Source organism: Streptomyces sp. NPDC086519 (genome assembly GCF_040686075.1).
GTDB classification, from domain to species: domain Bacteria; phylum Actinomycetota; class Actinomycetes; order Streptomycetales; family Streptomycetaceae; genus Streptomyces; species Streptomyces shenzhenensis.
In genome coordinates, this window is sequence record NZ_JBFBJL010000011.1 from 46,455 (window position 1) to 67,819 (window position 21,365).

Sequence of the window (21,365 nt, forward strand, 5' to 3'; positions counted from 1 at the left end):
GGGGCCGGCCACCGGGCGGTGGCCGGCTTCTTCGCGCTGTGCCTCAGCCGGCGGCGCCGGCCGGGTGCACCGCCGCCTCCGGCGCCGCCTGCGGGGCGCGCGCCGGGCGGATCCCGATGAGCACCACCGCGATCACCGCGGCCACCAGCATCCCGACGCCGCCGACGAGGGCACAGGTGTGCAGGGCGTCGGTGAAGCTCGCGCCGTAGGCAGCCTGGGCCTGTCCGGTGCTCGCCGGGGTCTTCAGCTGCAGGAAGGCGCCCGCCTGGATGCCGACGTGGGACACCAGGCCGCTCACCTGGCCCTGGTCTGCGGGGTTCAGCCCGGACGAGGCGAGGTGGCCGGGCAGGGTGGCCAGGGTGCGGTGGGTGAGGATGACACCGAAGACGGCGGGGCCGAGGGCGCTGCCGATCTGGCGGAGCGCGCTGTTGGCCGCGGCGGCGGTGCCCCCGAGCCGGTGCGGCAGGGCGTCCATGGCGATGGTGGTGATCGGTGCCATGGCGAGCGCGATGCCGATGCCGAGGACGCCGATGACCAGGGCGGCCTCGCCGGTGCCGGTGCCGGCCTGGAAGGCGTTCATGAGCAGCGCGCCGATGCCGCCGACCACCAGCCCGGTGACCAGGAGCAGGCCGGGCGTGACCCGGTTCATCAGCTTCCCGACCAGCGGGCCGAGCACCACCGTGAAACCGTTGATGGCGATGAGACGGATGCCGATGTCCAGCGTCGAGGCGTGGTGGACGAGCCCGAAGTACTCGCTCAGCGCGAAGACCAGGCCGACCTGGGCGAACAGGGTGACGGCCATGACGAGCGCCGCTCCGGAGAACACGGACGACTTGAACAGGCGCATGTCCAGCATCGGGCAGGCGGAGCGCAGTTCCACGAGGACGAAACCGACCGCGCCGAGCGCGGCGGCCACGAAGGCGATCACGACCTGGGCGGAGGACCAGCCGGCGCTGCCGCCCTCGATGACGCCGTAGACCAGGCCGGTGATGGCGACGATGGCGAGCAGCTGGCCCGGGATGTCGAGGTGACGCTCGCGCTCCGCGCGGGAGTCGGTGAGGACGACGGCGCCGATCACGGCCGTGACCACGGCGAGGACGAGCGAGGGCAGGAAGATCCAGCGCCAGCTGGTGTGGGCCACGATCACGCCGTTGACCACCGGGCCGAGGGTCAGTCCGAGGCCGAGGGCCGCCGTCCAGAGGGCTATCGCGTGACGGCGTTTGCGGGGGTCCGGGATGACGTGGCCGATCAGGGCGAGCGTGGACGGAAGCAGCGCGGCGGTGCCGATGCCGGTGAGCGCCTGGCCCGCACAGACCTGGACGACGCTGCCCGCGGTCAGGCAGACCAGGCAGCCGAGACTGAACAGCGCGAGCCCGGCGAGATACGTCTTCTTGCGGCCGTACAGGTCACCCACCATGCCGCAGGTCAGCAGCAGCGCCGCGGTCGGCAGGATGAAGGCGTCGGTGATCCACTGCAGGCCCTCGGTGGAGGCGTCGAGTGCCTGTTGCATGACGGGCAGCGCGACCGAGACGCCCACGACCGGCAGGTACGAGACGAACACCCCGAGGCAGGCCAGCACGATGGTGGCCGTGATGTGCCGGGTGCCGGTGTCGGGCGGCGCGGACGACGGGGACGAGGCAGGAGAAGGCATGGCCACAGGGCACCTCGGAGCAGTGGAGTGACAGGGCGACGTACGGGGGCGGCGCTGGGTGGCCTGTCGACTCCCGATCGACCGGTTCACCGCGGCTCTGCCGCCGGGCCGACAGCGGGAGCCACGTCGTGTAGGTCCCGGCCGCCGTCCGCGCGACGCCTGCGCGGCGGGTTCGGCCCGAATCCCCGTTGACGTGAGCCACTTCTGTCGGGGCAAGCGCTTCGGACCGTATACCTACGTGCGGCCTGCGGAGATGCCCTTGGACCTGCAACCTAAGGTGAACGCCGCTGACGCCTGACCGGTCAGTTTCGGAGAAGCCCCCGGGTGCCGCGGATTTCTAGCATGGAGTCCTCATCACGTTCCGCCGGAGAGGAATCCCGACATGAAGCGCACACAGACCTCCGCCACCGGTGCCGCCGCCGAGGAGAAGTACGACGGGTTCACGGAGGAGGAGCGCGGCGCGATGAAGGAGCGCGCGCGGGAACTGAAGGCGGCGGCTCGCCGCGGTTCGCGCGCGGACAAGGCGGCGGAGGCGGTGAGCGAGGTGCTGGCGAAGATCGCCGAGATGCCGGAGGCGGATCGGGTCCTCGCCGAGCGGATCCACGCCATCGTCACGTCGACCGCCCCGGACCTGGCGCCGAAGCTCTGGTACGGGATGCCCGCGTACGCCAGGAACGGCAAGGTCGTCTGCCACTTCCAGAGCGCCGAGAAGTTCAGGTCGCGCTACGCCACACTCGGCTTCAGCGACCAGGCGGACCTCGACGAGGACGTCATGTGGCCGACGGCCTTCGCTCTGACCGCCCTGACCCCGGCCGCCGAGGCGAGGATCGCGGAACTCGTGAAGAGGGCGGCGAACTGACCCGGGCGGGCATGCCGTGTGGTGCTCGACGGCAGGCCCGCCCGCGGTTCAGGACGGGAGGGTCCAGTTCTGGTTGGCGGCTCCCGAGCAGGACCAGATCTGCAGCCGGGTTCCGTTGGCCGAGCTGGGGCCGGTGGCGTCGAGGCACTTGCCCGACTGCGGATTGACCAGGGAGCCGTTCGAGCCCGCCTGCCAGACCTGTGAAGCGGTGCCGTTGCAGTCGTACAGCTGCACCTTGGTGCCGTCGGCGGTGCCGGCCCCGGTCACGTCCATGCACTTGCCGAGGGCGCTGAGGGTTCCGGAACCGCCGACCGTCCAGTTCTGGGCGCTGGTGCCGTTGCAGTCGTAGAGCTGTACGGCGGTGCCGTTGTCGGTGGCGGCGCCCGCGACGTCCACGCACTTGCCGCCGTACCCGTGGATCGGACCGGTGGCGCTCGTCGGCGGGGTCACCGGACCGGACTGTCCGGCCGCCCACTTGATCTCCTGGAGCAGGAGCTGGTTCTGCTCGGCGCTCGCGAACGTGGAGGAGAGGGTGGTGTTGGTCGAGTAGTCCATCGCGTTGTGGCCGAAGTTGTTGTAGACCATCTTGTAGTCGCGGTTGGACCAGACGATCGGGTAGTAGCCGCTGTACCAGGTCTGGTTGGGGTCGGTGCCGACCGGGAAGGTGGACGGGGCCATCGAGGCGAGGATGTCGATGGCCGGGTTCTGCCGCAGGTCGTTCTGCCAGCTGTACCACTCGCTCACCGAGGACGTGATGGTGGCCGGCAGGTTCGCGGTCGCCGGGTGGCTCGGGTCGTCGATCTGCAGGGTCTCCGAGGTCGGTCCCCAGGAGTTGCTCCTGAAGGTGCCGGTCCCGAGGAACGTGTTGTGGTACCAGGGCCAGTCGCCGGTGTCGTCGTTGTACGCCGAGACGTGGAAGCCGATGAAGCCGCCGCCGTTCGCCATGTAGGTCTGGAAGGCGGCCTGCTGGGAGGCGGTGTGGGGGTAGTCGTCGAGGAACATGACGACCTGGTAGCCGGCCAGGGTCGAGGCGTTGAGCCGGCTCCAGTCCGTGGTCGCGGTGTAGGTGAACCCGTTCGCCGCGCCGGCCTGCGGGAACCAGGAGTTGGCCTCGTGGTCGAAGCTGATGTGTGCCGCGTCGTACGTGCCGTCGTAGAAGGCGATCACGTTCACGGGGGTGGCGGCGCGGGCGTCGTGCGCGGGGCCGGCCTGGATGCCGAGCACGATCGCGACCAGGGCGAAGAGTCTCAACAGGGTGCGGGGCCAGGAGAGGTGCGGGTGGGGGGTCATGGGTGGCCTTCCTCATACGTGGCCGTCGGATACATATGTGGTTGAGCCGCATTGAAGGCCCCACCGCGCGTACATGTCAATGGTGCAGACCAAGTGCGGGTGCGGCGGGTGGCCGCCGCCGTGGTGACCCGGGTGGTCGCCGCGGGAAAGGAGGACGAGTTCGCGCGCCGGGCCGACGACGCCGACCGGGCCGTCGCCGGTTTCCCCGGCCACCTCGGTGCCGTACGGCTCCTCCGGGCCCAGGACCGGTCGACGGCGGGGGACTCGGGTGCGTGCGGGCGCCGCGGTCCGGCGGCCGGGTTCGCGAGGCCTCGCGGGCGGACCGCGTACCGCACCTGACGCCTCCGGAACGGCTCAGGTGCCACCCTGGAGACCGGAGCACAGAGCGAGAGGAATGCGGATGCGGATCGCGATCCTGGACGACTATCAGGGTGTGGCACTGGGTCTCGCGGACTGGGATTCGCTCGGTGCCGACGTGCGGGCCTTCTCGGATGCCTTCGGCAACGAGGGAGATGTGGTGGCCGCGCTCGCCGACTACGAGGTGGTCGTGGCCATGCGCGAGCGGACTCGGTTCCCGGCGTCGACTCTGGAGAAGCTGCCGCGCCTGAGGCTGCTGGTCACCACCGGGCCGGTCAACGCGGCCATCGACCTGGACGCCGCGCGCCGGCTGGGGATCACGGTCTGCGGTACCGGGTATGCGTCGCATCCCACGGCCGAACTCACCTGGGGGCTCATCCTTTCCGCGGCGCGGCTGATCCCGCAGCAGGTGGCCTCGGTGCGCCGGGGCGGCTGGCAGGAGGGCCTGGGGACAAGTCTGCGGGGTGCCACGCTGGGGGTGCTGGGCCTCGGCAGGCTGGGGACCGCGGTGGCGGAGATCGGCCGCGCTTTCGGCATGCGGTGCATCGCCTGGAGCCAGCACCTGACGCCCGCGGACGCGCAGGCGAAGGGGGTGACCTATGTGGCACGGGACGAACTGTTCGAGCGCTCCGACGTGCTCAGCATCCACGTCGTGCTCAGCAAGCGCACCCGGGGCGTCGTCGGCGCCCGCGAGCTGGGCCTGATGAAGCCGACGGCGATCCTGGTGAACACCTCACGCGGGCCCGTGGTGGAGGAGGCGGCGCTGATCAGGGCATTGACCGAGGGCACCATCGCCTCGGCCGCGCTGGACGTCTTCGATCACGAGCCCCTGCCCTCCGACCACCCGCTGCGGTCCCTGCCGAACGCCGTGGTGACCCCCCATATCGGCTATGTCAGCCGGGATCTGTACGAGGTGTTCTACCGGGACGCGGTCGAGGACATCGCGGCATGGCGGGCCGGAACACCGGTGCGGACCCTCACAGGGTGAACCGTCCGCTGCTTCCGCCGCGCCGTCGGCCGGGCCTCCGTCGAGTACACCCTGGTGGCCGAGGAGGCGCCGGAGACCCGGCGCGGCAGCGGCGGCGCGCGCTCAGCCGTCGTACGGCATCACCTTGACGACCTTGCCTGCCTTGTCCGTCTGGAGGTATCCGGTCTGGCTGTACTTGTTGCTGAGGTAGACGGACATCCCCGCGGGGTCGCCGAAGGCGTTGCCCGGCAGGTCCACGACCAGATAGCGGGTGTTCGGGTCGGGCACCTTGAGCTGTCTGCGGGCCTGGGCCAGCAGGGCGGGGACCTTGTCCCAGGCGAACCCGTCGAGGCGGACCGGCGTCCCGTCGCCGGGCAGGGTGCCCGAGATGATGTCCTTCTGCACGCCCTGCCCGGCGCGGTAGGTGTACATGTCGTAGGCGGTGTCGCTGCCCTTCACCATCAGCCAGGCGATGACGTAGCCCGGGTAGACCACGAGCTTGCCGAAGCGGTCCCGGCCGGTCTGCTTCTCGAAGGCCGCGACGGCGGTGCGGATGCCCTGCGGGGTCAGCAGGTCCGTGGTGGCGGCCTGCCGCGCGGCCGTGGGTGAGGCGGTACTCCCGCTCCCGGCCGAGGGCGATGTCGTGGTGCGCGCGGTGCCGGAGTCCGTGGCCCCGGAGGTGTGGTCGCCCGTGCGCGGCAGCAGCGTCCACGCGAGCACGCCGGCGACGGCCACCGCGGCCGTGGGCAGGAGGAGCAGCGTCCGGCGGCGGCGCCGGGCGGCCCCGGCGGTCATGGGCGCCGTGGCCTGCGGCGAGACGCCCTGCGGCCGCGCGTCCCACGGCAGGGCGCCCTGCGGTGACGTGTCCTGCGGTGGCGCGGTCGGGGGTTGCAGCGGGAAGGACGTGGGGGACTCGGTCTGCCGGGCGGCCCGGGCCAGCATCCGTTCCAGTGCGGCGGCGTCCGGGCGGGCCTCCGGGTCGCGGACGAGGACACGGGTGAGGACGTCCGTCAGGGGCCCGGCCTGGACCGGTGGCGGGACGTCCTCGGCGAGGACCGCGGCGAGCGTGGCGAGAGTCGTGCCCCGGCGCAGCGGGTGGTGGCCTTCGACGGCGACGTACAGCATCATCGCGAGCGACCACAGGTCCGCGGCCGGCCCGCCGTCCTTGCCTGAGACGCGTTCCGGCGCCATGAAGTCGGGGGTGCCGATGACCGAACCGGTGGCGGTCAGGGCGGTGGCCTCACGGACGGCGGCGATGCCGAAGTCGGTGAGCACGGGGCGGCCGTCGGGGCGCAGCAGGACGTTGGCCGGCTTCACGTCACGGTGTTCGATGCCCGCCTCGTGGGCGGCACGGAGCGCCGCCAGCACCTCGCGGCCGATGCGCGCGGCCTCGACCGGGTTCATCGGGCCGGCGGCGAGGCGGTCGGCGAGCGAGCCGCCGGTCACCAGCTCCATGACGATCCACGGGTAGGTCCCCGGGCCGCCGTCGACGATGTGATGGATCGTCACCACGTTCGGGTGATCGACCCGGGCCAGGGCGCGGGCCTCCCGCAGCACCCGTTCCCGCAGCAGCCGCGCGGCCTCGGGGTCCCACTCGGCGAGCCCGGGGTCGGCCGGCCGTACCTCCTTCACGGCGACGCTGCGCCGCAGCACCAGGTCGGTGGCCCGCCACACCATGCCCATGCCGCCGCCACCGAGCCGTGCCACCAGCTCGAACCGCCCGTCGACCACCCGTCTGGCGGGGTCGTCCCTGCCCTCGTCGTTCATGCGCGGGAGCTTAGTTGGCCCCGCCGACAGGCTCACACCTCGCTCAGTAGGCGGACCCCAGGGTCTGCGTCGTGTAAGCGCACTCCGTGTAGACGTAGCCGTAGCGCAGTTTGGCGGTGTCGGAGCCCGGGGCCGCGGTGCTGTCGTGCTTCGGCTTGTGCACGAAGTACGTGGTGCCGGGCGGCAGGCTGATGGTGCGCTGCGGGTAGTTCTTGCCGCTGTCGCTGCACGGCTCCCAGCCGCTGATGAGCGAGCTGGCGAACGAGTACGCCTTGCAACTGCCGCACGCCTTCAGGGTGAAGCTGCCGGTGACCGGGCCCGTGTACAGGACGGTGATGTCGTCGGGGCTGTCGTTCTTGACGGTCACGGAGATGCCGCCGCCGGAGCCGGTGGTGGGCAGCTTCTTGCCGGCGGCCGGAAGGGTCTGGGCGACCTCGGCGCCGATGGCTATCTTCCGGGCCCGGCCGGCGTTCCTGTGGTGCGGGTTGTCGGTGACGAACTGCTGCATGGTCTGCTGTGCCTGCTCGAAGTCACCGTCCCGGTACTGCTTGACGCCGCACTCGTACTCCCCGGCGTCACCGCTGCGGCCCGCGCGGCCGGCGACCGCGGTCAGGCCGTCGGCCTCGGCGGCCGTCCCGTTCGAGAGCTGGGTGATCTGGGTGTTCAGCGTGTGCAACCGCTCGACGGCGGTGCAGGGGTCGCTGCCGGAGACGGCCTGTGCGGCCTTCTTCTCGGCCGCGTCCACGGCGGGTACCACCTTGGCGGCCTGGCCGGAGTCGGGGAAGGTGCTCAGCAGGTCTCCGAACCGGGTGACCCAGCCGGTGTCGCCGGTGGCGAGGCCGTCCGCCCCGCACTCGTACAGCGAGGTGGCCAGCCGGTCGTCGGGCCAGTGGGTGAGCGTGCCGAGCTGGTCCTTGGGCATGGAGTCGGGCACCGTCCGCAGGTATTCGAGCGGTGCGACGGCCGAGCAGTAGTCGCGGTGGCTGTAGGCCTCCGCGACCGTCGCGTAGTAGGTCTTCAGGCGGTCGGGAACCTGGGCGGCGGCGCGTGAGCCGGCGTGGTGGACGGCGAGGTCGCGGTAGACGGCCAGGGCGTCCCGGTAGCCGGACTCGGCGGTGGCGAAGTCCTGCCGGCCGGCCGCGCCGACCTGTCGGTCGGCGTGGTCGAGACGGTCGAGGAGGGCGCGTTCGACGGCTTCCTTCCGCGCGCTGTCGTACCAGAGCGTGCCGCCCACCGGGACGGCGAGCAGGACGACGCCCAGCACGAGCGCGACGGGCCGCTGCGGCCACACCAGGCGGGTGCGCAGGCCGGCGAACCAGCCGTGGACGGCGGCCAGCAGGAGGAAGACGGCGTACAGCACGAGCGCGGCCGCGGGGACGCCGTCGGCGTCCGCGGGCAGGGCCACGAGCAGCAGGACGACGGTGGCCGCCAGACACGCGGCCGCCGGGACGCGTCTTCGCAGGAGCAGATAGCCGAGGCCGAGGCCGCTCAGGTTGAGCAGGGCGACGGCGGTGGCGCGCAGGGGGTCCGGCGGGGCGGCTGGCGGACTCGACGGCATGGGCGGCACGTAGGGGCCCGGATTCACGTAGGGTCCGGGATTCGGGAATCCGGGTCCGGGGAAGCCCTGGTTCGGGACGCCGTGGTTCTGCGGTCCCTGGTTCGGCGGTTCCTGATGCGGACCGTACGCGTCCCCGGACATGGCGGCTCCCCCAATTGCTGCCGAATTCCTATGAATTGACAGCGTACGGCCATACGTGCGAATTCGACAGGGCGCGAGGGCGTCCGGGCGGCCCCGGTCACACTCCGGGGATCTCCTGCTCAGCCCAGATGATCTTGCCCTCTCCGGTGTAGCGGGCGCCCCAGCGGTGGGCGAGCTGGGCCACCAGGAAGAGGCCGCGGCCGCCCTCGTCGGTGCTGCGGGCGTGCCGCAACCGGGGTGCGGTGCTGCTGGCGTCGGCGACCTCGCAGGTCAGCCGGGCGTCGCGCAACAGCCTCAGCCGGATGGGCGGTTCGGCGTAGCGGATGGCGTTGGTGACCAGTTCGCTGACGATGAGTTCGGTGGTCGTCGCCAGCTCGTCGTAGCCCCACGCGACCACCTGGCGGACCGCCTCGGCCCGGACCTCGGCGACGGCGGCCGGGGCGACGGGCACGTCCCAGGAGACGACGTGGCCGGCGCCCAGGGCGTGGGTGCGGGCCAGCAGCAGGGCGATGTCGTCGGGCTGGGGAACGGCGACCAGCTGCTGCACGGCCGCCGTGCACAGCGTGTCGAGGTCGGCGCCGGGACCGGAGCCGGTCAGAGCGGAGCGGAGGCGGGCCATGCCCAGCTCGACGTCCTGGTCGCAGCCTTCGATGAGGCCGTCCGTGTAGAGACCGAACAGGCTGCCCTCGGCGAGTTCGATCTCGGTGGCCTCGAAGGCCATGCCGCCGAGCCCGAGTGGCGGTCCGGCCGGGATCTCGGGGAAGTGGACGTGCCCGTCGGGTGACACGACGACCGGAGGCGGGTGTCCGGCCCGGGCCATCGCGCACCGCCGGGTCACCGGGTCGTAGACGGCGTACAGGCAGGTCGCCCCGACGAACGTGTCCGTGCTCCCCTCCCCCACCGCGCCCGTGTTCTCCTCCTCCGCCAGCCGCAGCACGAGGTCGTCGAGGTGGGCGAGGAGTTCATCGGGGGGCATGTCCATGTCCGCGAGGGTCTGCACGGCGGTGCGCAGCCGGCCCATGCTCGCCGCCGCGGCGAGGCCGTGGCCGACCACGTCGCCGACGACGAGAGCGACCCGGGCGCCGGACAGCGGGATCACGTCGAACCAGTCGCCGCCGACACCGTCCGCCGCGTCCGCCGGCCGGTAGGAGGAGGCCACGTCCAGCGCCGTGCCGCCGGTCAGGGCCTGGGGCAGCAGGCTGCGCTGGAGGGTGACGGCCGCCGTGTGCTCCCTCGTGTAGCGGCGGGCGTTGTCGACGCAGACGGCGGCGCGGGCGACCAGTTCCTGGGCGAGGAGGACGTCATCGGGCTCGAAGGAGAGCGGGTTGAGCGAGCGGGCGAACGTGGTCAGCCCCAGGACGGTGTTGCGCGCCCGCATCGGGACCGAGATCAGGGTGTGCAGCCCGAACTCCCGGATGCGGGCGGTCCGCGTGGGCTGTGCGGTGATCCACAGGTGGTCCTCCGGGGCGAGTTCGGGGATGAGGACCGGCTCCCCTTTGATGAGCAGGTCGACGCCGTGCGTCGGGGGCAGGAAGTCGACCTGGTCGCCGACCCGCGCCACGGCCTCGGGGCCGCCCTCGCGGACGGTCTTCAGCGCGGCGCGCCGCATCACCGGCCGGGCGGGCGCCGGCCCCGCGTCGGTCAGCCAGGTGCCGTGCCCCTCGGTGCTGAGGACGGGCTCCAGGAGGTCGACGACGACGAAGTCGGCGAACCTGGGGACGGCGAAGTCGGCGAGTTCCTGGGCGGTACGCAGCACGTCCAGGGTGGTGCCGATGCGGGTGCCGGCCTCGTTGACCAGCGACAGCAGCTGCCGGGCGTTCCAGCGTTCGGTGACGTCGGAGACCATGTAGCAGACGCCGGTCACGGAGTCGTCGGCGTCGACGAGCGGGAAGAACGACGTCGAGTAGGCGCGCTGGCGGTGCGGATCGGACCAGCTCCAGCCGAGGTACTCGTAGTCGGTGACCGGCTCCTGGGTCGCCAGCACCTTGCGCATCAGGGTCTCGATGGTGTTCGCGTGCAGGCCGGGCAGCAGTTCGCTCAGCCGGCGGCCCAGGCGCTGCTCGCGCGGGACCCCGCCGAACTGCTCCAGGGTGTCGTTGATCCAGACGTACCGCAGCTCCGGGTCCAGCACGGCCATGCCGATCGGTGACCGGGTGAGGAACCCGTCGAGGACGGACTGGCCCACCGTCCACTGCGGGCGCTGCTGCCGCGCCGAGAGCAGGAAGCACTCCTCGCCGCCGATGCTGAAGGAGGCGGAGACCCGCAGGTCGACGACGACACTGCGGCCGTCCTGGTGCCGTATGGGAACCAGGCCGCTCCAGCCCATGCCGGAGCGGCAGCGCTCGGCGACCCCGGCGGCCCGGGCCGGGTCGACGCGCATGGCGAGCAGCCGCGCGGCGGGGCGGCCCAGCACCACGGCGGCCGGATGGCCGAGCAGGGCCTGGGCGCCACGGGTCCAGCCGATCACGTCGCCCGTGGCTGACAGCACCGCCACGGCGTCGCTGGAGGCGTCCAGGAGGTCGTGCGGCCCCACGGTGGTCGGCACGTCGAAGTCTTCTCGCGGAGAATCCATTGGCTACATCCTGTATGTACCCCCATGTTCCTGCTTGTCCGTCCGATCCGCACGGCCCGGCGCTCGCCCGGGACGGGTGGTCGGCCGCGGTGCGTGAGGCGGGGCGCCGGCCTGGGTACCCGGCTGGAGTTGGGGCGAGCCGGGGGCCGGAGGCAGCATGGAAGGGCTGCGGCAGCGGCATCGGCATCGGTCCGGCGGCCGGTGGAGGTGGTGGTGGGATGGGTTCAGGTTCCCTGCGGTCCGGTGACGCCGCCGGCTCCGGCGGTGAGGAGTACGGCTCCGGCGGTCCGCGCCCGACCGGTCTGCTGGACGTGCTGAGCGTGGCCGCGATAGCGCTGGACACGCAGGGCCGGATCGTGTTCTGGACCCCGCAGGCCGAGGAATTGTTCGGCTACACGTCCGAGGAGGCCCTCTGCAAGAACGCGGCGCGGCTGCTCGTTCAGCCGGAGCACCTCAAGGCCGCGGTGAACGTCTTCATGGAGGTGCTGGAGACGGGGCACAGCTGGGCGGGCACCTTCCCGGTCCGGCACAAGGACGGCGGCAGCCGCCTGATGGAGTTCCGCACCATGCGGCTGCTGGACGACCTCGGCGACACCTACGCCCTGGGGATCGTCGCCGACCACGCCCTCCTCCAGCGGCTGGAGACCGACCTGGCGCTGTGCGAGCGGCTGATCAGCCAGTCCCCGATCGGGCTGGCCCTGCTCGACCCCGATCTGCGCTATCTCCTGGTGAACCCGGCTCTGGAGCGGATCGACGGCGTCCCCGCCGAGGAGCACATCGGCCGCCACCTGCGCGAGACGCTGCCGCTGCCCGACATCGACACCGTGGAGTCGGCACTGCGCCAGGTGCTCACCACGGGCACCCCGCTGCTCGACCAGTACCACGTCGGCCGTCCGCCGGCCGATCCGGAGCGCGAGCACGCCTGGTCGCTGTCGTTCTACCGCCTGGAGGATCCCGGCGGCCGGGTCCTGGGTGCCGCGATCTCGGTCGTCGACGTGACGGAACGGCACCGCGCGGCCGCCGAGGCCGACCGGGCCAGACGCCGCCTCGCCCTGATCGCCGACGCCTCGGCCCGGGTGGGCACCTCGCTGGAGGTGGAGCGCACGGCGCGCGAGCTGGCCGAGATCGCCACCCCGGTGCTCGCCGACGTGGTCGCGGTGGATGTGCTGGACTCGGCGCTCGCCCTGCGCCGCGCACGCCGTCCGGACAACGGGCCGGAGCTGTTCCGCGCCCTGGCTCTCAAGGCGGCCCAGCCCACCGTCGCGCTGCGGGCCGCCGACCCGCCCGGCGACCTCGCCGCCTATGACGGCGACCGGCTGGTCACGCTGTGCGTGCACACCGGACGCCCGGTGCTGGTCCCGCGGGTCGGCAAGCACGATCTGCCGCGCATCGCCCGCAGCCCGGAGGCCGGTGCCCTGCTGGCGGAGGCGGGCGTGCACTCGTATCTCGTGGTGCCGCTGATCGCGCACGGTGAGGTGCTCGGCGCCTTCGACCTCAAGCGGACCCGCAATCCGCTCCCCTTCGACGAGGACGACGTCGTCCTCGCCACCGAGCTGGCCTCCCGGGCGGCCGTGGCCATCGACAACGCCCGCTGGTTCCAGAGCGTCCGCAACACCGCGCTCACCCTCCAGCGCAGCCTCCTGCCCGACCACCCGCCCCAGCACACCGGCCTCGAACTGGCCTCCCGCTACGAACCGGCCCAGGCGACGAGCGAGGTGGGCGGCGACTGGTACGACGTGATCCCGCTGTCCCAGGACCGGACCGCGCTGGTCGTCGGCGACGTGATGGGCAACGGCATCGACGCGGCCGCCACCATGGGCCGGCTGCGCACGGCCACCTGTGCCTACGCGGACCTGGAGCTGCCCCCGGCCGCGGTGCTGCGGCACCTGGACCGGATCACCTGCGAACTGGAGCACTACATCGTGACCTGCCTGTACGCGGTGTACGACCCGCGCACCAGACGCTGCGAGATCTCCAACGCGGGCCACATGCCGCCCGCGCTGGTGCACTCCGGCCGGCCGCCGGCCCTGCTGGAGCTGCCGACGGCCGCGCCCCTCGGCGTCGGCGGCATCCCCTTCGAGACCACGACGGTCGCCCTGGACGCCGGTGACCTCCTGGTGCTGTACACCGACGGCCTGGTCGAGACCCGCCGCCACCCCATCGACGACCGCCTCGGCGTCCTCCTCGGCTTCCTCGACGAGCCCGACCGGCCGCTGGAGGAGACCTGCGACCTGCTCCTGCACGGCCTGCGCCACCCGGACGACCACGACGACGTGGCCTTGTTGGTGGCGCGGGCGATCTGATGCCATCGGCGCCTGGGCAGCGCCCCGAGGACAGCGCCCCGCAGGGGCGCGGGGCGGAATTCGACATGCGGCTACCGCCGCGTGGGCGCGACCGGCCAAAACGGCGCCGCAGACACACGACGGCCCCTCGCGCACGGCGCCCGCTACGCCCCGCAGCACTCCGTCCGACACAAGCACGACGCACTGATCGGCACGTCCGCCACAGCGACCGCGAGCTTCAGCTGCTGGGCCACGATCCGTGCCTCACCGTCCCTGCCGAGCCGCCGGAGGCATTCGTGGAAGCCGTGCAGGGCCCAGACGTTGCCCGGGTGCTGCAACGCCCGGGGCAGGGTGTCGTCGAGGCCGAGGTCGGCGCGGTAGACCGCCTCGGCCTCGGCGATCCGGCCGCGTTCGAGGAGCAGGGCGCCGTAGGCGTGCCGGGTGGGCTGCATCCAGCCCCAGGGTTCGTCGTACGGGAGGTTGTCGTCCAGGTCGACCGAGCGGCGCAGTTCGGTGAAGGCGGTGTCGAAGTCGCCTTTGCGGTAGGCGAGTTCGCCGTCGAGCATGGCGGAGGCGATGGCCAGGATGTCGGCGCAGGTGTTGTTGAAGAGCATGCGGGTGGCCGGGACCGCGGCGGCCGCGTCCCGGAAGCGGGCCCGGTCGGTCTCGGCTTCGGGGATCCGGCCCGTGGCCGCGTGTGCGACACCGCGCGCGTAGTGCAGCATCGCGGTGGTCACGCAGTACAGCCGGGGGTCGGCGGGCAGCGGCAGGCGCAGGATGTCGTCCCAGCGGCCGAAGCGGACCAGCACGTGCACCCGCATCGCCAGGAAGCCTTCCAGCCAGTCGGCCATCGGCGGGCTCTGCACCCGCAGCAGTTCCTCCGGTACGGCGGCTTCGAGCCGTTCGGCGGTGGCGAGGGCGTCGTGGAGGCGGCCGAGGAACATCGCGCCGTAGATCCCGAAGTGCAGGTTGTGGCAGCGGTAGAGGGTGTAGAAGTTCATCGCGCCGGCGCGGGCGTGGTATTTCTCGTCGGCGGCGACGGCCGCGGCGTTGTCGGAGACGACGCGCCGGTAGTCGCCGCACAGGACCTCCAGGTGCGAGGGCATGTGCCGGAGGTGCCCGGCGTCGGGTACGAGGTCGCGCAGCCGGTCGGCGGCCGGCAGGGCGGTCTCGGGCGTGGGCGACATCTCCATCAGGTGGATGTAGAGGTGCAGCAGCCCGGGGTGCCTGGTGCCGGCCTCCGCCCCAAGACCCCGCTCCAGGACGGCCTTCACCTCCTCGGTGCGGGCCCCGTCGGCCGGCCGGCCCCTGCGGATGTCCCAGAGCCGCCAGGGGGTGAGGTTCATCAGGGCGTCCGCGTAGAGGGCCGCGACGTCGAGGTCGTCGGGCGCCAGTCCGTACGCGGTGCGCAGGCTGTCGGCGTAGGCGGTGTTCCAGGCCGAGCAGGCCGCCGGGTCCGGGGCCGCGGCCTGCGGGTAGCGGGCGCGCAGCGCCTCGATCAGGGCGCGTTCGACGGGAGTCGCGTGCGCGGCCTTGGCGTGGGCGCGTTCCACGGCGGCGTGCGTCCGCGTCACGGTGCGCGTCAGGTCCTCGCTGTCGAAGAACTCCCAGGGTTTGTTGTAGTTGGGGCCGAGGGCGTGGGCGACGCCCCAGTCGGCCATGGCGCAGTCCGGGTCCGCCGCGCCGGCCGCCTCGAAACAGCGCACGGCCTCCTCGTGGTTGAAGGCGTAGGTCCAGTTCAGCCCGCGGTCGAACCAGGTCTGTGCCTCGGAGGACGACGTCGTCACGCGCCGGCTGTGACTGCCCAGGTCGTAGTAGTCCACGGTGGCGAACCTATCGACGCGAGGCGGGCGGTTGATCCCTGTTCATCCGAAGTCATGAGAGCGGCGCGGCGGTTGACGGTCCGCCGCGCCGCTCGTGCCGCCGCTTTCTCAGGGCGCGACCGCGCGTCCGGTCTGCGGGGAGATCCGCCCGGAGCACAGCCCCTTGGCCGCAAGGGTCTGTGCGATGCGCGGGACGGCGGCCAGGGTGTTGGCCGGCCACTCGTGCATGAGGATGATCTGGCCGCTGGTGAGCCTGGAGACGGCCTGGACGATGGCGTCGGTGCTCGCGCCGTTCCAGTCCTGCGAGTCGACGTCCCAGATGATCTCGGTGAGCCCGTACTTGGCCTCGACCGTGCGCACGGTCGCGTTGGTCTCGCCGTACGGCGGCCGGAACAGGACCGGTGTCCCGCCGCCGGCGGCGGCGATGGCCGACTGGGTGCGGGAGATCTCCGAGTCGATCTGGGCCTGGGTCTCCTGGGTCAGGTGCGGGTGGGTGTAGCTGTGGTCGCCGACCCACATGCCCGCGCTGACCTCGGCCTTGACCTGCGCCGGATAGGCCGCCGCGTACTGGCCCTCGTTGAACATGGTGGCCCGCAGCCCGTTGGTGTTGAGGGCGCTGAGCAGGCCCGGGGTGTGGGCGTTGGACGGCCCGTCGTCGAAGGTGAGGCCGACGTAGCCGGCGCAGGTGGCGGACTGGGCCGGGGCGGCGCCGGCGGCGAGGGTGCCCGCGGCGGCCAGGGCGACGGCGGCGGCGGTCGCCGCCAGGGGGCGTAACGAGCGTTCCGCTACGGCACCCATCACGCCACCGTGATGTTCGCGTTGCCGCTGCTCTGGTAGCCCTCGGTCGCGAGGATCTGGTAGTAGCTGAAGCTGCCGAGGGACATGCCGGCCCTGGCCCAGGCGTCGAAGTGGTTGCCGGTGGTGATGGTGCCGCCGGTCCGCTTGGCCTGGCGGACGCTCCAGTACTGGTTGAAGGTCTTGGTGCCCTCGACGGACGGGGCGTTGTACCGCGTCGTCAGGTAGATGTCGTAGGTCCCGCCGTCGCTGGTGACGCTGCCCTTGTAGGTTCCGGTGGGCCGGTAGTTGCCCCAGTTGTCGACGATGTAGTACTCGACGAGGGGGTTCGAGGTCCAGCCGTAGAGGGACAGGTAGCCGTTGCCGGAGGGGTTGAAGCTTCCGGAGTAGGTCACGTTCCGGCGGGCGCCGGTGCTCCAGCCCTTGCCGCAGACGAAGTTGCCGGTGTTGCTCCAGCTGGTGCCGTAGTTGCCGCCGGAGCCCAGGGTCATGGAGACCGTGCCCTGTGCGTCGGTCCAGAACGAGTAGTAGTAGCCGTTGTTGGTGCCGGTCTGGTTCGTGGTGACGACCGTGGCGGCCCGGGCGGTGCCGGGCAGGGCCAGCCCGGCGGCTGCGCCCAGCAGCAGGGCGCCGGCACTCCTGCGGCTCAGGGCGTGGTCGAGCGGGTTCATGGGATGCCTCCTCGTGTGGCCTGTGCGGGTGTGGCTTGCTGGGGAGTGTTGGTCTGCCCCTGACACCTGTCAACAGTTTCGGTAATTATTTCGAAACCTTCGGTTCGGATCGTCGATCACCTTCCCAGCTCAGACGCACATCGAGAGATTCATGGATCGGCACAGTGACGGGTGAGCCGCGACGAGATCAACTGGCGCAGTCAGCAAATCCCGAATGTTTCGACGGTTGGCGCGAATGCTGCTGCCGACGCCGGGAACATGCCGCTGAGTGGAGCAATCCCCGGCGTGCCGGGCGGTGGCCCGGAAGGCTTGGCTGTCTTGTCGAGATTCGTAGGCCAGGAGTCCCGGGTGAGACACGCCAGTGGCGACCCTTCACTGCCCGCGCCCCCCGCATGGATGCGCTGGCTGCCGGTCCTGTACGTCGCCGGCGTGCTGCTGATCGAACCGGTCACCCCGGTGCAGTGGCCGGTCAGTTTCGTCCTGATCGCCCTGCCCCTGGTGACCGCCTTCGCGCACCCGCCCGTCGCCGTCGCCGTCGCCACCGCCCTCGCCATCGGCCTCGAACTTCTCCTGGCCGGAACTCCCTGCTGTGCGGGGCGCTCCGTCGGCTACATCTGGGAGCGGCACTACGTGGCCGCCTACGTGTGTACGGCCCTCGTGGGCGCCCTGGGCGCGATCCTGGCGGCGCACCGGATCCGCCGGGAACGCACCCTGGCCGATGTCCGGTTCGTGGCCGAGATCGCGCAGCGCGTCCTGCTCAGGCCGGTTCCGCACCGGATCGGGAACCTGCTGCTGGAGAGCTTCTACCTGTCCGCCGCCGCGGAGGCACGGATCGGCGGCGACCTCTTCGAGGCCGTTCCCACCCCGTACGGGGTACGGCTGCTCATCGGGGACGTGCGCGGCAAGGGGCTGCTCGCGGTGGAGACCGCGGCGGCGATGCTGGGCGCGTTCCGCGAGGCGGCGCACGACGAACCCGACCTGCGTACCCTGGTCGAGCGGGTGGACATCAGCATGGCCCGCCGCGCCGACCGGCTGGGCGGGACCGAACTCGGCGAGCGGTTCGTCACGGCCGTCTTCGCCGAGATCCCCGAGGACGAGAGGATCGTCCGCGTCCTCAACTGCGGCCATCCGCCGCCGCTGCTCATCCGCCCCGGCCAGGTGCACGAGCTGGACGAGGGACAGCCGGGACCGCCGCTGAACCTCGGCATGCTCGTCGGGGATCCCTATCGCGTCGACACCTACCCGTTCGGCCCCGGCGACCAGCTGCTGCTGTACACGGACGGGGTCACGGAGACCCGGGACCCGGCCGGCTCCTTCTACCCGCTGCTCCAGCGGCTGCGGTCCTGGGGGCCCATGCCGCCCCCGGAGCTGCTGGAACGGCTCCACCAGGACCTGCTGGACTACAGCCACGACCAGCTCCAGGACGACACGGCCGCCCTCACCGCCTTCCTGCTGCCCGAGGGGGCGGCCGAGGCGGCGGGCGGCGGCCAGGACTCCCGCTCGTCGTGAGCCCGGTTCGCGGGGCCGGTCAGAGGAAGCTGACGCCCTGGGCCAGGGTGAGTTCGCCGGAGTAGTTGATCGTGTTGGTGGCGGAGCGCATGTACGACTTCCAGGCGTCGGAGCCGGACTCGCGGCCGCCGCCGGTGTCCTTCTCACCGCCGAAGGCGCCGCCGATCTCGGCTCCGGAGGTGCCGATGTTCACGTTGGCGATGCCGCAGTCGGAGCCGGCGGCGGACAGGAAGACCTCGGCCTCCCGCTGGTCGCGGGTGAAGATGCTGGACGACAGCCCCTGCGGGACGTCGTTGTGCAGCGCGATCGCCTCGTCGAGGGTGTCGTAGCGGAGGACGTACAGGATCGGTGCGAAGGTCTCCTCCCGCACGACGTCGCTCTGGGCGTCGACGCGGACCAGGACGGGTTCGGTGTAGGCGGCCGCGGGTGCCGCCCCGGCCAGGCGCCGGTTCCCGCCGGCCAGCAGCTTGCCGCCCTCGGCCTGGACGCGGGTGAGGGCCTGGTGCATGCGGTCGAGTGCGGCGGTGGTGATGAGCGGGCCGACCAGGGTCGTGTCGTCGAACGGATCGCCGACGGGCAGCCTGCCGTAGACGGTGGTCAGGCGCTCGGTCAGGGTGTCGGCGATGTCGCGGTGGACGATGAGCCGGCGCAGTGTGGTGCAGCGCTGGCCGGCCGTGCCGGCCGCGGCGAAGACGATGCTCTGGACCGCGAGGTCGAGGTCGGCGGAGGGGGCGACGATCGCGGCGTTGTTGCCGCCGAGCTCCAGCAGGCTGCGGCCGAAGCGGGCGGCGACGCGCGGGCCGATCTCGCGGCCCATCCGGGTGGAGCCCGTGGCGCTGACGAGGGCCACCCGGGGGTCGTCCACGAGCCGTTCCCCGACCGCGCGGTCACCGAGCAGCAGGCGGTGTACGTCGTGCGGGGCGCCGCTCTCCGCGGCGGCCCGGACGAGCAGGTGGTGGCAGGCCAGGGAGGTCAGCGGGGTGAGTTCCGAGGGTTTCCAGACCACGGTGTCGCCGCAGACCAGGGCTACCGCGGTGTTCCAGGACCAGACGGCGGCGGGGAAGTTGAAGGCGGAGACGACCCCGACCACGCCGAGCGGGTGCCAGGTCTCGGCCAGGCGGTGGCCGGGACGTTCGGATGCGATCGTGCGGCCGTAGAGCTGACGGGACAGGCCGACCGCGAAGTCACAGATGTCGATCATCTCCTGGACCTCGCCGAGCGCCTCGGAGCGGATCTTGCCCGCCTCGACGGTGACCAGGTCGGCCAGGTCGCTCTTGTGCTCCCGCAGCAACTCGCCGAGGCGGCGCACCAGGTCACCGCGGCGCGGGGCGGGGGTGGTGCGCCAGGTGAGGAAGGCGGTCCGGGCGGCCGTGAGGGCCTCCTCGACATCGGTGGCGGTGGCTGCCGGCAGCCCGAAGAGGTGCTCGCCGGTGATGGGGGTGCGGGCCGGGAAGTCGTCGCCCTCGGCGACCTGTGCACCGATGGTGCGCAGGCAGGTCCGGGCGCGGGCGCGCAGTTCGTCCGTGGTGGGCAGCGCGGTGCTGGTCATGCTGGTCCTCCGGGAAGGTGAGGGGTCAGCGGACGGGGTCGGCGAGGCCGAGGGCCCGGGCGGCCCGGGCGAGGGAGCGGTTCTGCTGCCGCTCGTAGAGGGCGAAGGGGTCGAGGACCTCGCGGCCGATGGCGCCGGAGAGCCAGTCGGCGTCGTAGGCGGTGCCGTGCCGGCCGTTGTCGCGGGTGCCCTCGCCGCTGAGGTTGGACTGGAAGATGCCGGCGGCGGAGCGGGGCAGGAAGTCCTCGTAGACGACCGGTTCGGCGCGCACCCAGCCCCGCCGCACCAGTTCGGCGACACCGGTGGGCGGGGTACGGCCGTCGCGCGGCCGGTCGCCGGCGACCCGGTAGGTGAAGTACGCCAGTTCTCGGGCCGCCAGTTCCTCCTCGCTGCCGGGCATGTGCCTCTCCCAGAGGGCACGCGCGATGTCGCCGCGCGCCGCCCCGGGCTGCCGGGCCGCCTGCTCGTCGACGCGGCCGAGGAGTTCGTCGTACAGCGCCCGCCCCGCCCGGGTGAGGGCGATGCCGCGGGCCTCGACCTCGCCGAAGCGCACCCGCAGGGCGCCGCGGACGACGGTGCCGTCCTCGGTGCGCATCGCGCGGGGTTCGGCCAGGGCGCGGAAGGAGGTCTGGCGCAGCAGGACGTCAGGGCCCTTCCAGGCCGGCGGGCCCTGGATGGTGTCGATCATCTCGATGCCGCGATCGGTCATGCGACGGTACAGCTCGTCGATGTCCAGGACGCGCGGGGTGAGGTGGTTGACGTGTGTGCTGCGGACGCCGCCGATGTCGGCGGCGACGGCGGAGACCTTCTCCAGGGTCCGGTACCAGGCCCGGTCCACCGGTTCGTCCGACAGCTCGAAGGCCTCGACGGCGAGTTGGAGAAACCGCTCGGCAGCCTCGGCCGGCAGTTCGCGGTCGGCCGCGGCGCGGTCGGCCAGCGCGAGCAGCTCCGGGGGAAAGAGCTCGCGGGCGGCGAGGAAGGTCTCCAGGCGGGCGCGCAGGTCCGCGTCGAAGAAGCGGGGGTCGGCCGGGGTGAGCAGGGACGTGAACACCCGGAACGGGTTGCGGGCGAGTTCCTCGCCGTCGACCGGCCGGAAGGCGGTGGAGACGACGGGGACGGCGCTGGCCGCGGCCTCCCGCAGGTCGTAGAAGCCGACCGGGTGCATGCCGAGGGCGCCGAAGACGCGGGCCGCCTCCCGCAGTTCGCGCGGTGTGCCGACGCGGATGGCGCCGTGCCGCTCGGCGGTGACCCTGCCGATCGAGCCGAGGCGCTCGGCGTCGGCTCCGCGGGCCCGCAGGACGTCCTCGTTGACCGCACGGGAGACGTCAACCAGCGTCGTGTAGGCGGGAACCTCACGCCCGTACATCTCCGACAGCCGCACCGCGAACGCGGCCCGCAGTTGCCACTGACCGATCGTTGACATGATGCGGCCCTTCGGTCGGCGACGGTGCGGCGATCACGCCTTCGATGGTCGCCGACCGGGCGGCCGTCGTACAGATGACAGGGCCGCCCGCGGGCACCGGGAAAAGCGCAGATGGGCGGGTTGCGGAAAACCCACTGGACCGATCTTCACA

14 protein-coding genes and 1 pseudogene are annotated in these 21,365 nt (G+C 72.2%); 5 read left to right on the plus strand and 10 right to left on the minus strand.

Features of this window, described 5'->3' with window-relative positions:
• Positions 1-43: 43 nt before the first annotated feature.
• On the minus strand, positions 44-1,651 hold the full coding sequence (locus tag AB0P24_RS13065; protein ID WP_365793210.1) for an MFS transporter: 1,608 nt from the start codon (positions 1,649-1,651) through the stop codon (positions 44-46).
• Positions 1,652-2,033: 382 nt separating this feature from the next.
• Between AB0P24_RS13065 and AB0P24_RS13070 the strand changes: the two genes are divergently transcribed.
• Positions 2,034-2,510 (plus strand): DUF1801 domain-containing protein, encoded by a 477-nt coding sequence (locus AB0P24_RS13070; RefSeq protein WP_365793212.1) that lies wholly within the window; start codon positions 2,034-2,036, stop codon positions 2,508-2,510.
• A 48-nt stretch (positions 2,511-2,558) separates the two neighbouring features.
• On the opposite strand, the gene AB0P24_RS13075 is transcribed toward AB0P24_RS13070, so the two are convergent.
• Positions 2,559-3,800: a ThuA domain-containing protein gene (locus tag AB0P24_RS13075; protein ID WP_365793214.1), complete on the minus strand. Its 1,242-nt coding sequence runs from the start codon at positions 3,798-3,800 to the stop codon at positions 2,559-2,561.
• Positions 3,801-3,893: 93 nt separating this feature from the next.
• On the opposite strand from AB0P24_RS13075, the gene AB0P24_RS13080 reads away from it, so the two are divergent.
• Together AB0P24_RS13080 and AB0P24_RS13085 are read left to right on the plus strand one after the other, a co-directional pair.
• A complete protein-coding gene (locus tag AB0P24_RS13080) occupies positions 3,894-4,139 on the plus strand; it encodes a hypothetical protein (RefSeq protein ID WP_365793216.1) in 246 nt (81 codons plus the stop codon).
• A 61-nt stretch (positions 4,140-4,200) separates the two neighbouring features.
• Positions 4,201-5,145 carry a D-2-hydroxyacid dehydrogenase family protein gene (locus AB0P24_RS13085; RefSeq protein ID WP_365793218.1) on the plus strand — a complete coding sequence of 315 codons (945 nt, stop codon included), beginning with the start codon at positions 4,201-4,203 and terminating at the stop codon, positions 5,143-5,145.
• Between the two features lie 102 nt (positions 5,146-5,247).
• Here AB0P24_RS13085 and AB0P24_RS13090 read toward each other — a convergent pair whose 3' ends face one another.
• From AB0P24_RS13090 to AB0P24_RS13100, 3 genes are all read right to left on the minus strand, one after another.
• A complete protein-coding gene (locus tag AB0P24_RS13090; RefSeq protein ID WP_365793220.1) occupies positions 5,248-6,891 on the minus strand; it encodes a serine/threonine-protein kinase in 1,644 nt (547 codons plus the stop codon).
• Between the two features lie 43 nt (positions 6,892-6,934).
• Positions 6,935-8,449: a hypothetical protein gene (locus AB0P24_RS13095; RefSeq protein ID WP_365793222.1), complete on the minus strand. Its 1,515-nt coding sequence runs from the start codon at positions 8,447-8,449 to the stop codon at positions 6,935-6,937.
• A gap of 238 nt (positions 8,450-8,687) precedes the next feature.
• Positions 8,688-11,162, minus strand: coding sequence for a SpoIIE family protein phosphatase (locus AB0P24_RS13100; RefSeq protein ID WP_365793224.1), 2,475 nt, complete (start codon positions 11,160-11,162; stop codon positions 8,688-8,690).
• Between the two features lie 218 nt (positions 11,163-11,380).
• On the opposite strand from AB0P24_RS13100, the gene AB0P24_RS13105 reads away from it, so the two are divergent.
• Complete coding sequence (locus tag AB0P24_RS13105) at positions 11,381-13,465, plus strand: SpoIIE family protein phosphatase (RefSeq protein ID WP_365793226.1); 2,085 nt, start codon at positions 11,381-11,383, stop codon at positions 13,463-13,465.
• Between the two features lie 143 nt (positions 13,466-13,608).
• Here the strand turns inward: AB0P24_RS13105 and AB0P24_RS13110 are convergent, their stop codons facing one another.
• The 3 genes and pseudogenes from AB0P24_RS13110 to AB0P24_RS13120 all read right to left on the minus strand — a co-directional run bounded on the left by AB0P24_RS13110 (position 13,609) and on the right by AB0P24_RS13120 (position 16,733).
• Complete coding sequence (locus tag AB0P24_RS13110; protein ID WP_365793231.1) at positions 13,609-15,267, minus strand: hypothetical protein; 1,659 nt, start codon at positions 15,265-15,267, stop codon at positions 13,609-13,611.
• Between the two features lie 111 nt (positions 15,268-15,378).
• A pseudogene (locus AB0P24_RS13115) lies at positions 15,379-16,065 on the minus strand (polysaccharide deacetylase family protein); the annotation flags it as partial.
• Complete coding sequence (locus AB0P24_RS13120; protein ID WP_365793233.1) at positions 16,065-16,733, minus strand: glycoside hydrolase family 11 protein; 669 nt, start codon at positions 16,731-16,733, stop codon at positions 16,065-16,067. The pseudogene AB0P24_RS13115 and the gene AB0P24_RS13120, both read right to left, overlap by 1 nt.
• Positions 16,734-17,081: 348 nt before the next feature.
• On the opposite strand from AB0P24_RS13120, the gene AB0P24_RS13125 reads away from it, so the two are divergent.
• A complete protein-coding gene (locus AB0P24_RS13125; protein WP_365793235.1) occupies positions 17,082-18,242 on the plus strand; it encodes a PP2C family protein-serine/threonine phosphatase in 1,161 nt (386 codons plus the stop codon).
• Positions 18,243-18,261: 19 nt separating this feature from the next.
• On the opposite strand, the gene AB0P24_RS13130 is transcribed toward AB0P24_RS13125, so the two are convergent.
• A complete protein-coding gene (locus tag AB0P24_RS13130) occupies positions 18,262-19,791 on the minus strand; it encodes an aldehyde dehydrogenase family protein (protein ID WP_365793237.1) in 1,530 nt (509 codons plus the stop codon).
• 25 nt (positions 19,792-19,816) lie between these two features.
• Entirely contained in the window at positions 19,817-21,214 is a 1,398-nt protein-coding gene (locus tag AB0P24_RS13135; RefSeq protein WP_365793239.1) for a VOC family protein, read from the minus strand.
• Positions 21,215-21,365 lie beyond the last annotated feature (151 nt).

What these genes read in the sequence shown, in the direction of transcription:
- AB0P24_RS13065 (WP_365793210.1), bottom strand. Translation starts at nt 1,651, where the DNA reads ATGCCTTCTCCTGCCTCGTCCCCGTCGTCCGCGCCGCCCGACACCGGC.
- AB0P24_RS13070 (WP_365793212.1), top strand. Translation starts at nt 2,034, where the DNA reads ATGAAGCGCACACAGACCTCCGCCACCGGTGCCGCCGCCGAGGAGAAG.
- AB0P24_RS13075 (WP_365793214.1), bottom strand. Translation starts at nt 3,800, where the DNA reads ATGACCCCCCACCCGCACCTCTCCTGGCCCCGCACCCTGTTGAGACTC.
- AB0P24_RS13085 (WP_365793218.1), top strand. Translation starts at nt 4,201, where the DNA reads ATGCGGATCGCGATCCTGGACGACTATCAGGGTGTGGCACTGGGTCTC.
- AB0P24_RS13090 (WP_365793220.1), bottom strand. Translation starts at nt 6,891, where the DNA reads ATGAACGACGAGGGCAGGGACGACCCCGCCAGACGGGTGGTCGACGGG.
- AB0P24_RS13095 (WP_365793222.1), bottom strand. Translation starts at nt 8,449, where the DNA reads ATGCCGTCGAGTCCGCCAGCCGCCCCGCCGGACCCCCTGCGCGCCACC.
- AB0P24_RS13100 (WP_365793224.1), bottom strand. Translation starts at nt 11,162, where the DNA reads ATGGATTCTCCGCGAGAAGACTTCGACGTGCCGACCACCGTGGGGCCG.
- AB0P24_RS13105 (WP_365793226.1), top strand. Translation starts at nt 11,381, where the DNA reads ATGGGTTCAGGTTCCCTGCGGTCCGGTGACGCCGCCGGCTCCGGCGGT.
- AB0P24_RS13120 (WP_365793233.1), bottom strand. Translation starts at nt 16,733, where the DNA reads ATGAACCCGCTCGACCACGCCCTGAGCCGCAGGAGTGCCGGCGCCCTG.
- AB0P24_RS13130 (WP_365793237.1), bottom strand. Translation starts at nt 19,791, where the DNA reads ATGACCAGCACCGCGCTGCCCACCACGGACGAACTGCGCGCCCGCGCC.
- AB0P24_RS13135 (WP_365793239.1), bottom strand. Translation starts at nt 21,214, where the DNA reads ATGTCAACGATCGGTCAGTGGCAACTGCGGGCCGCGTTCGCGGTGCGG.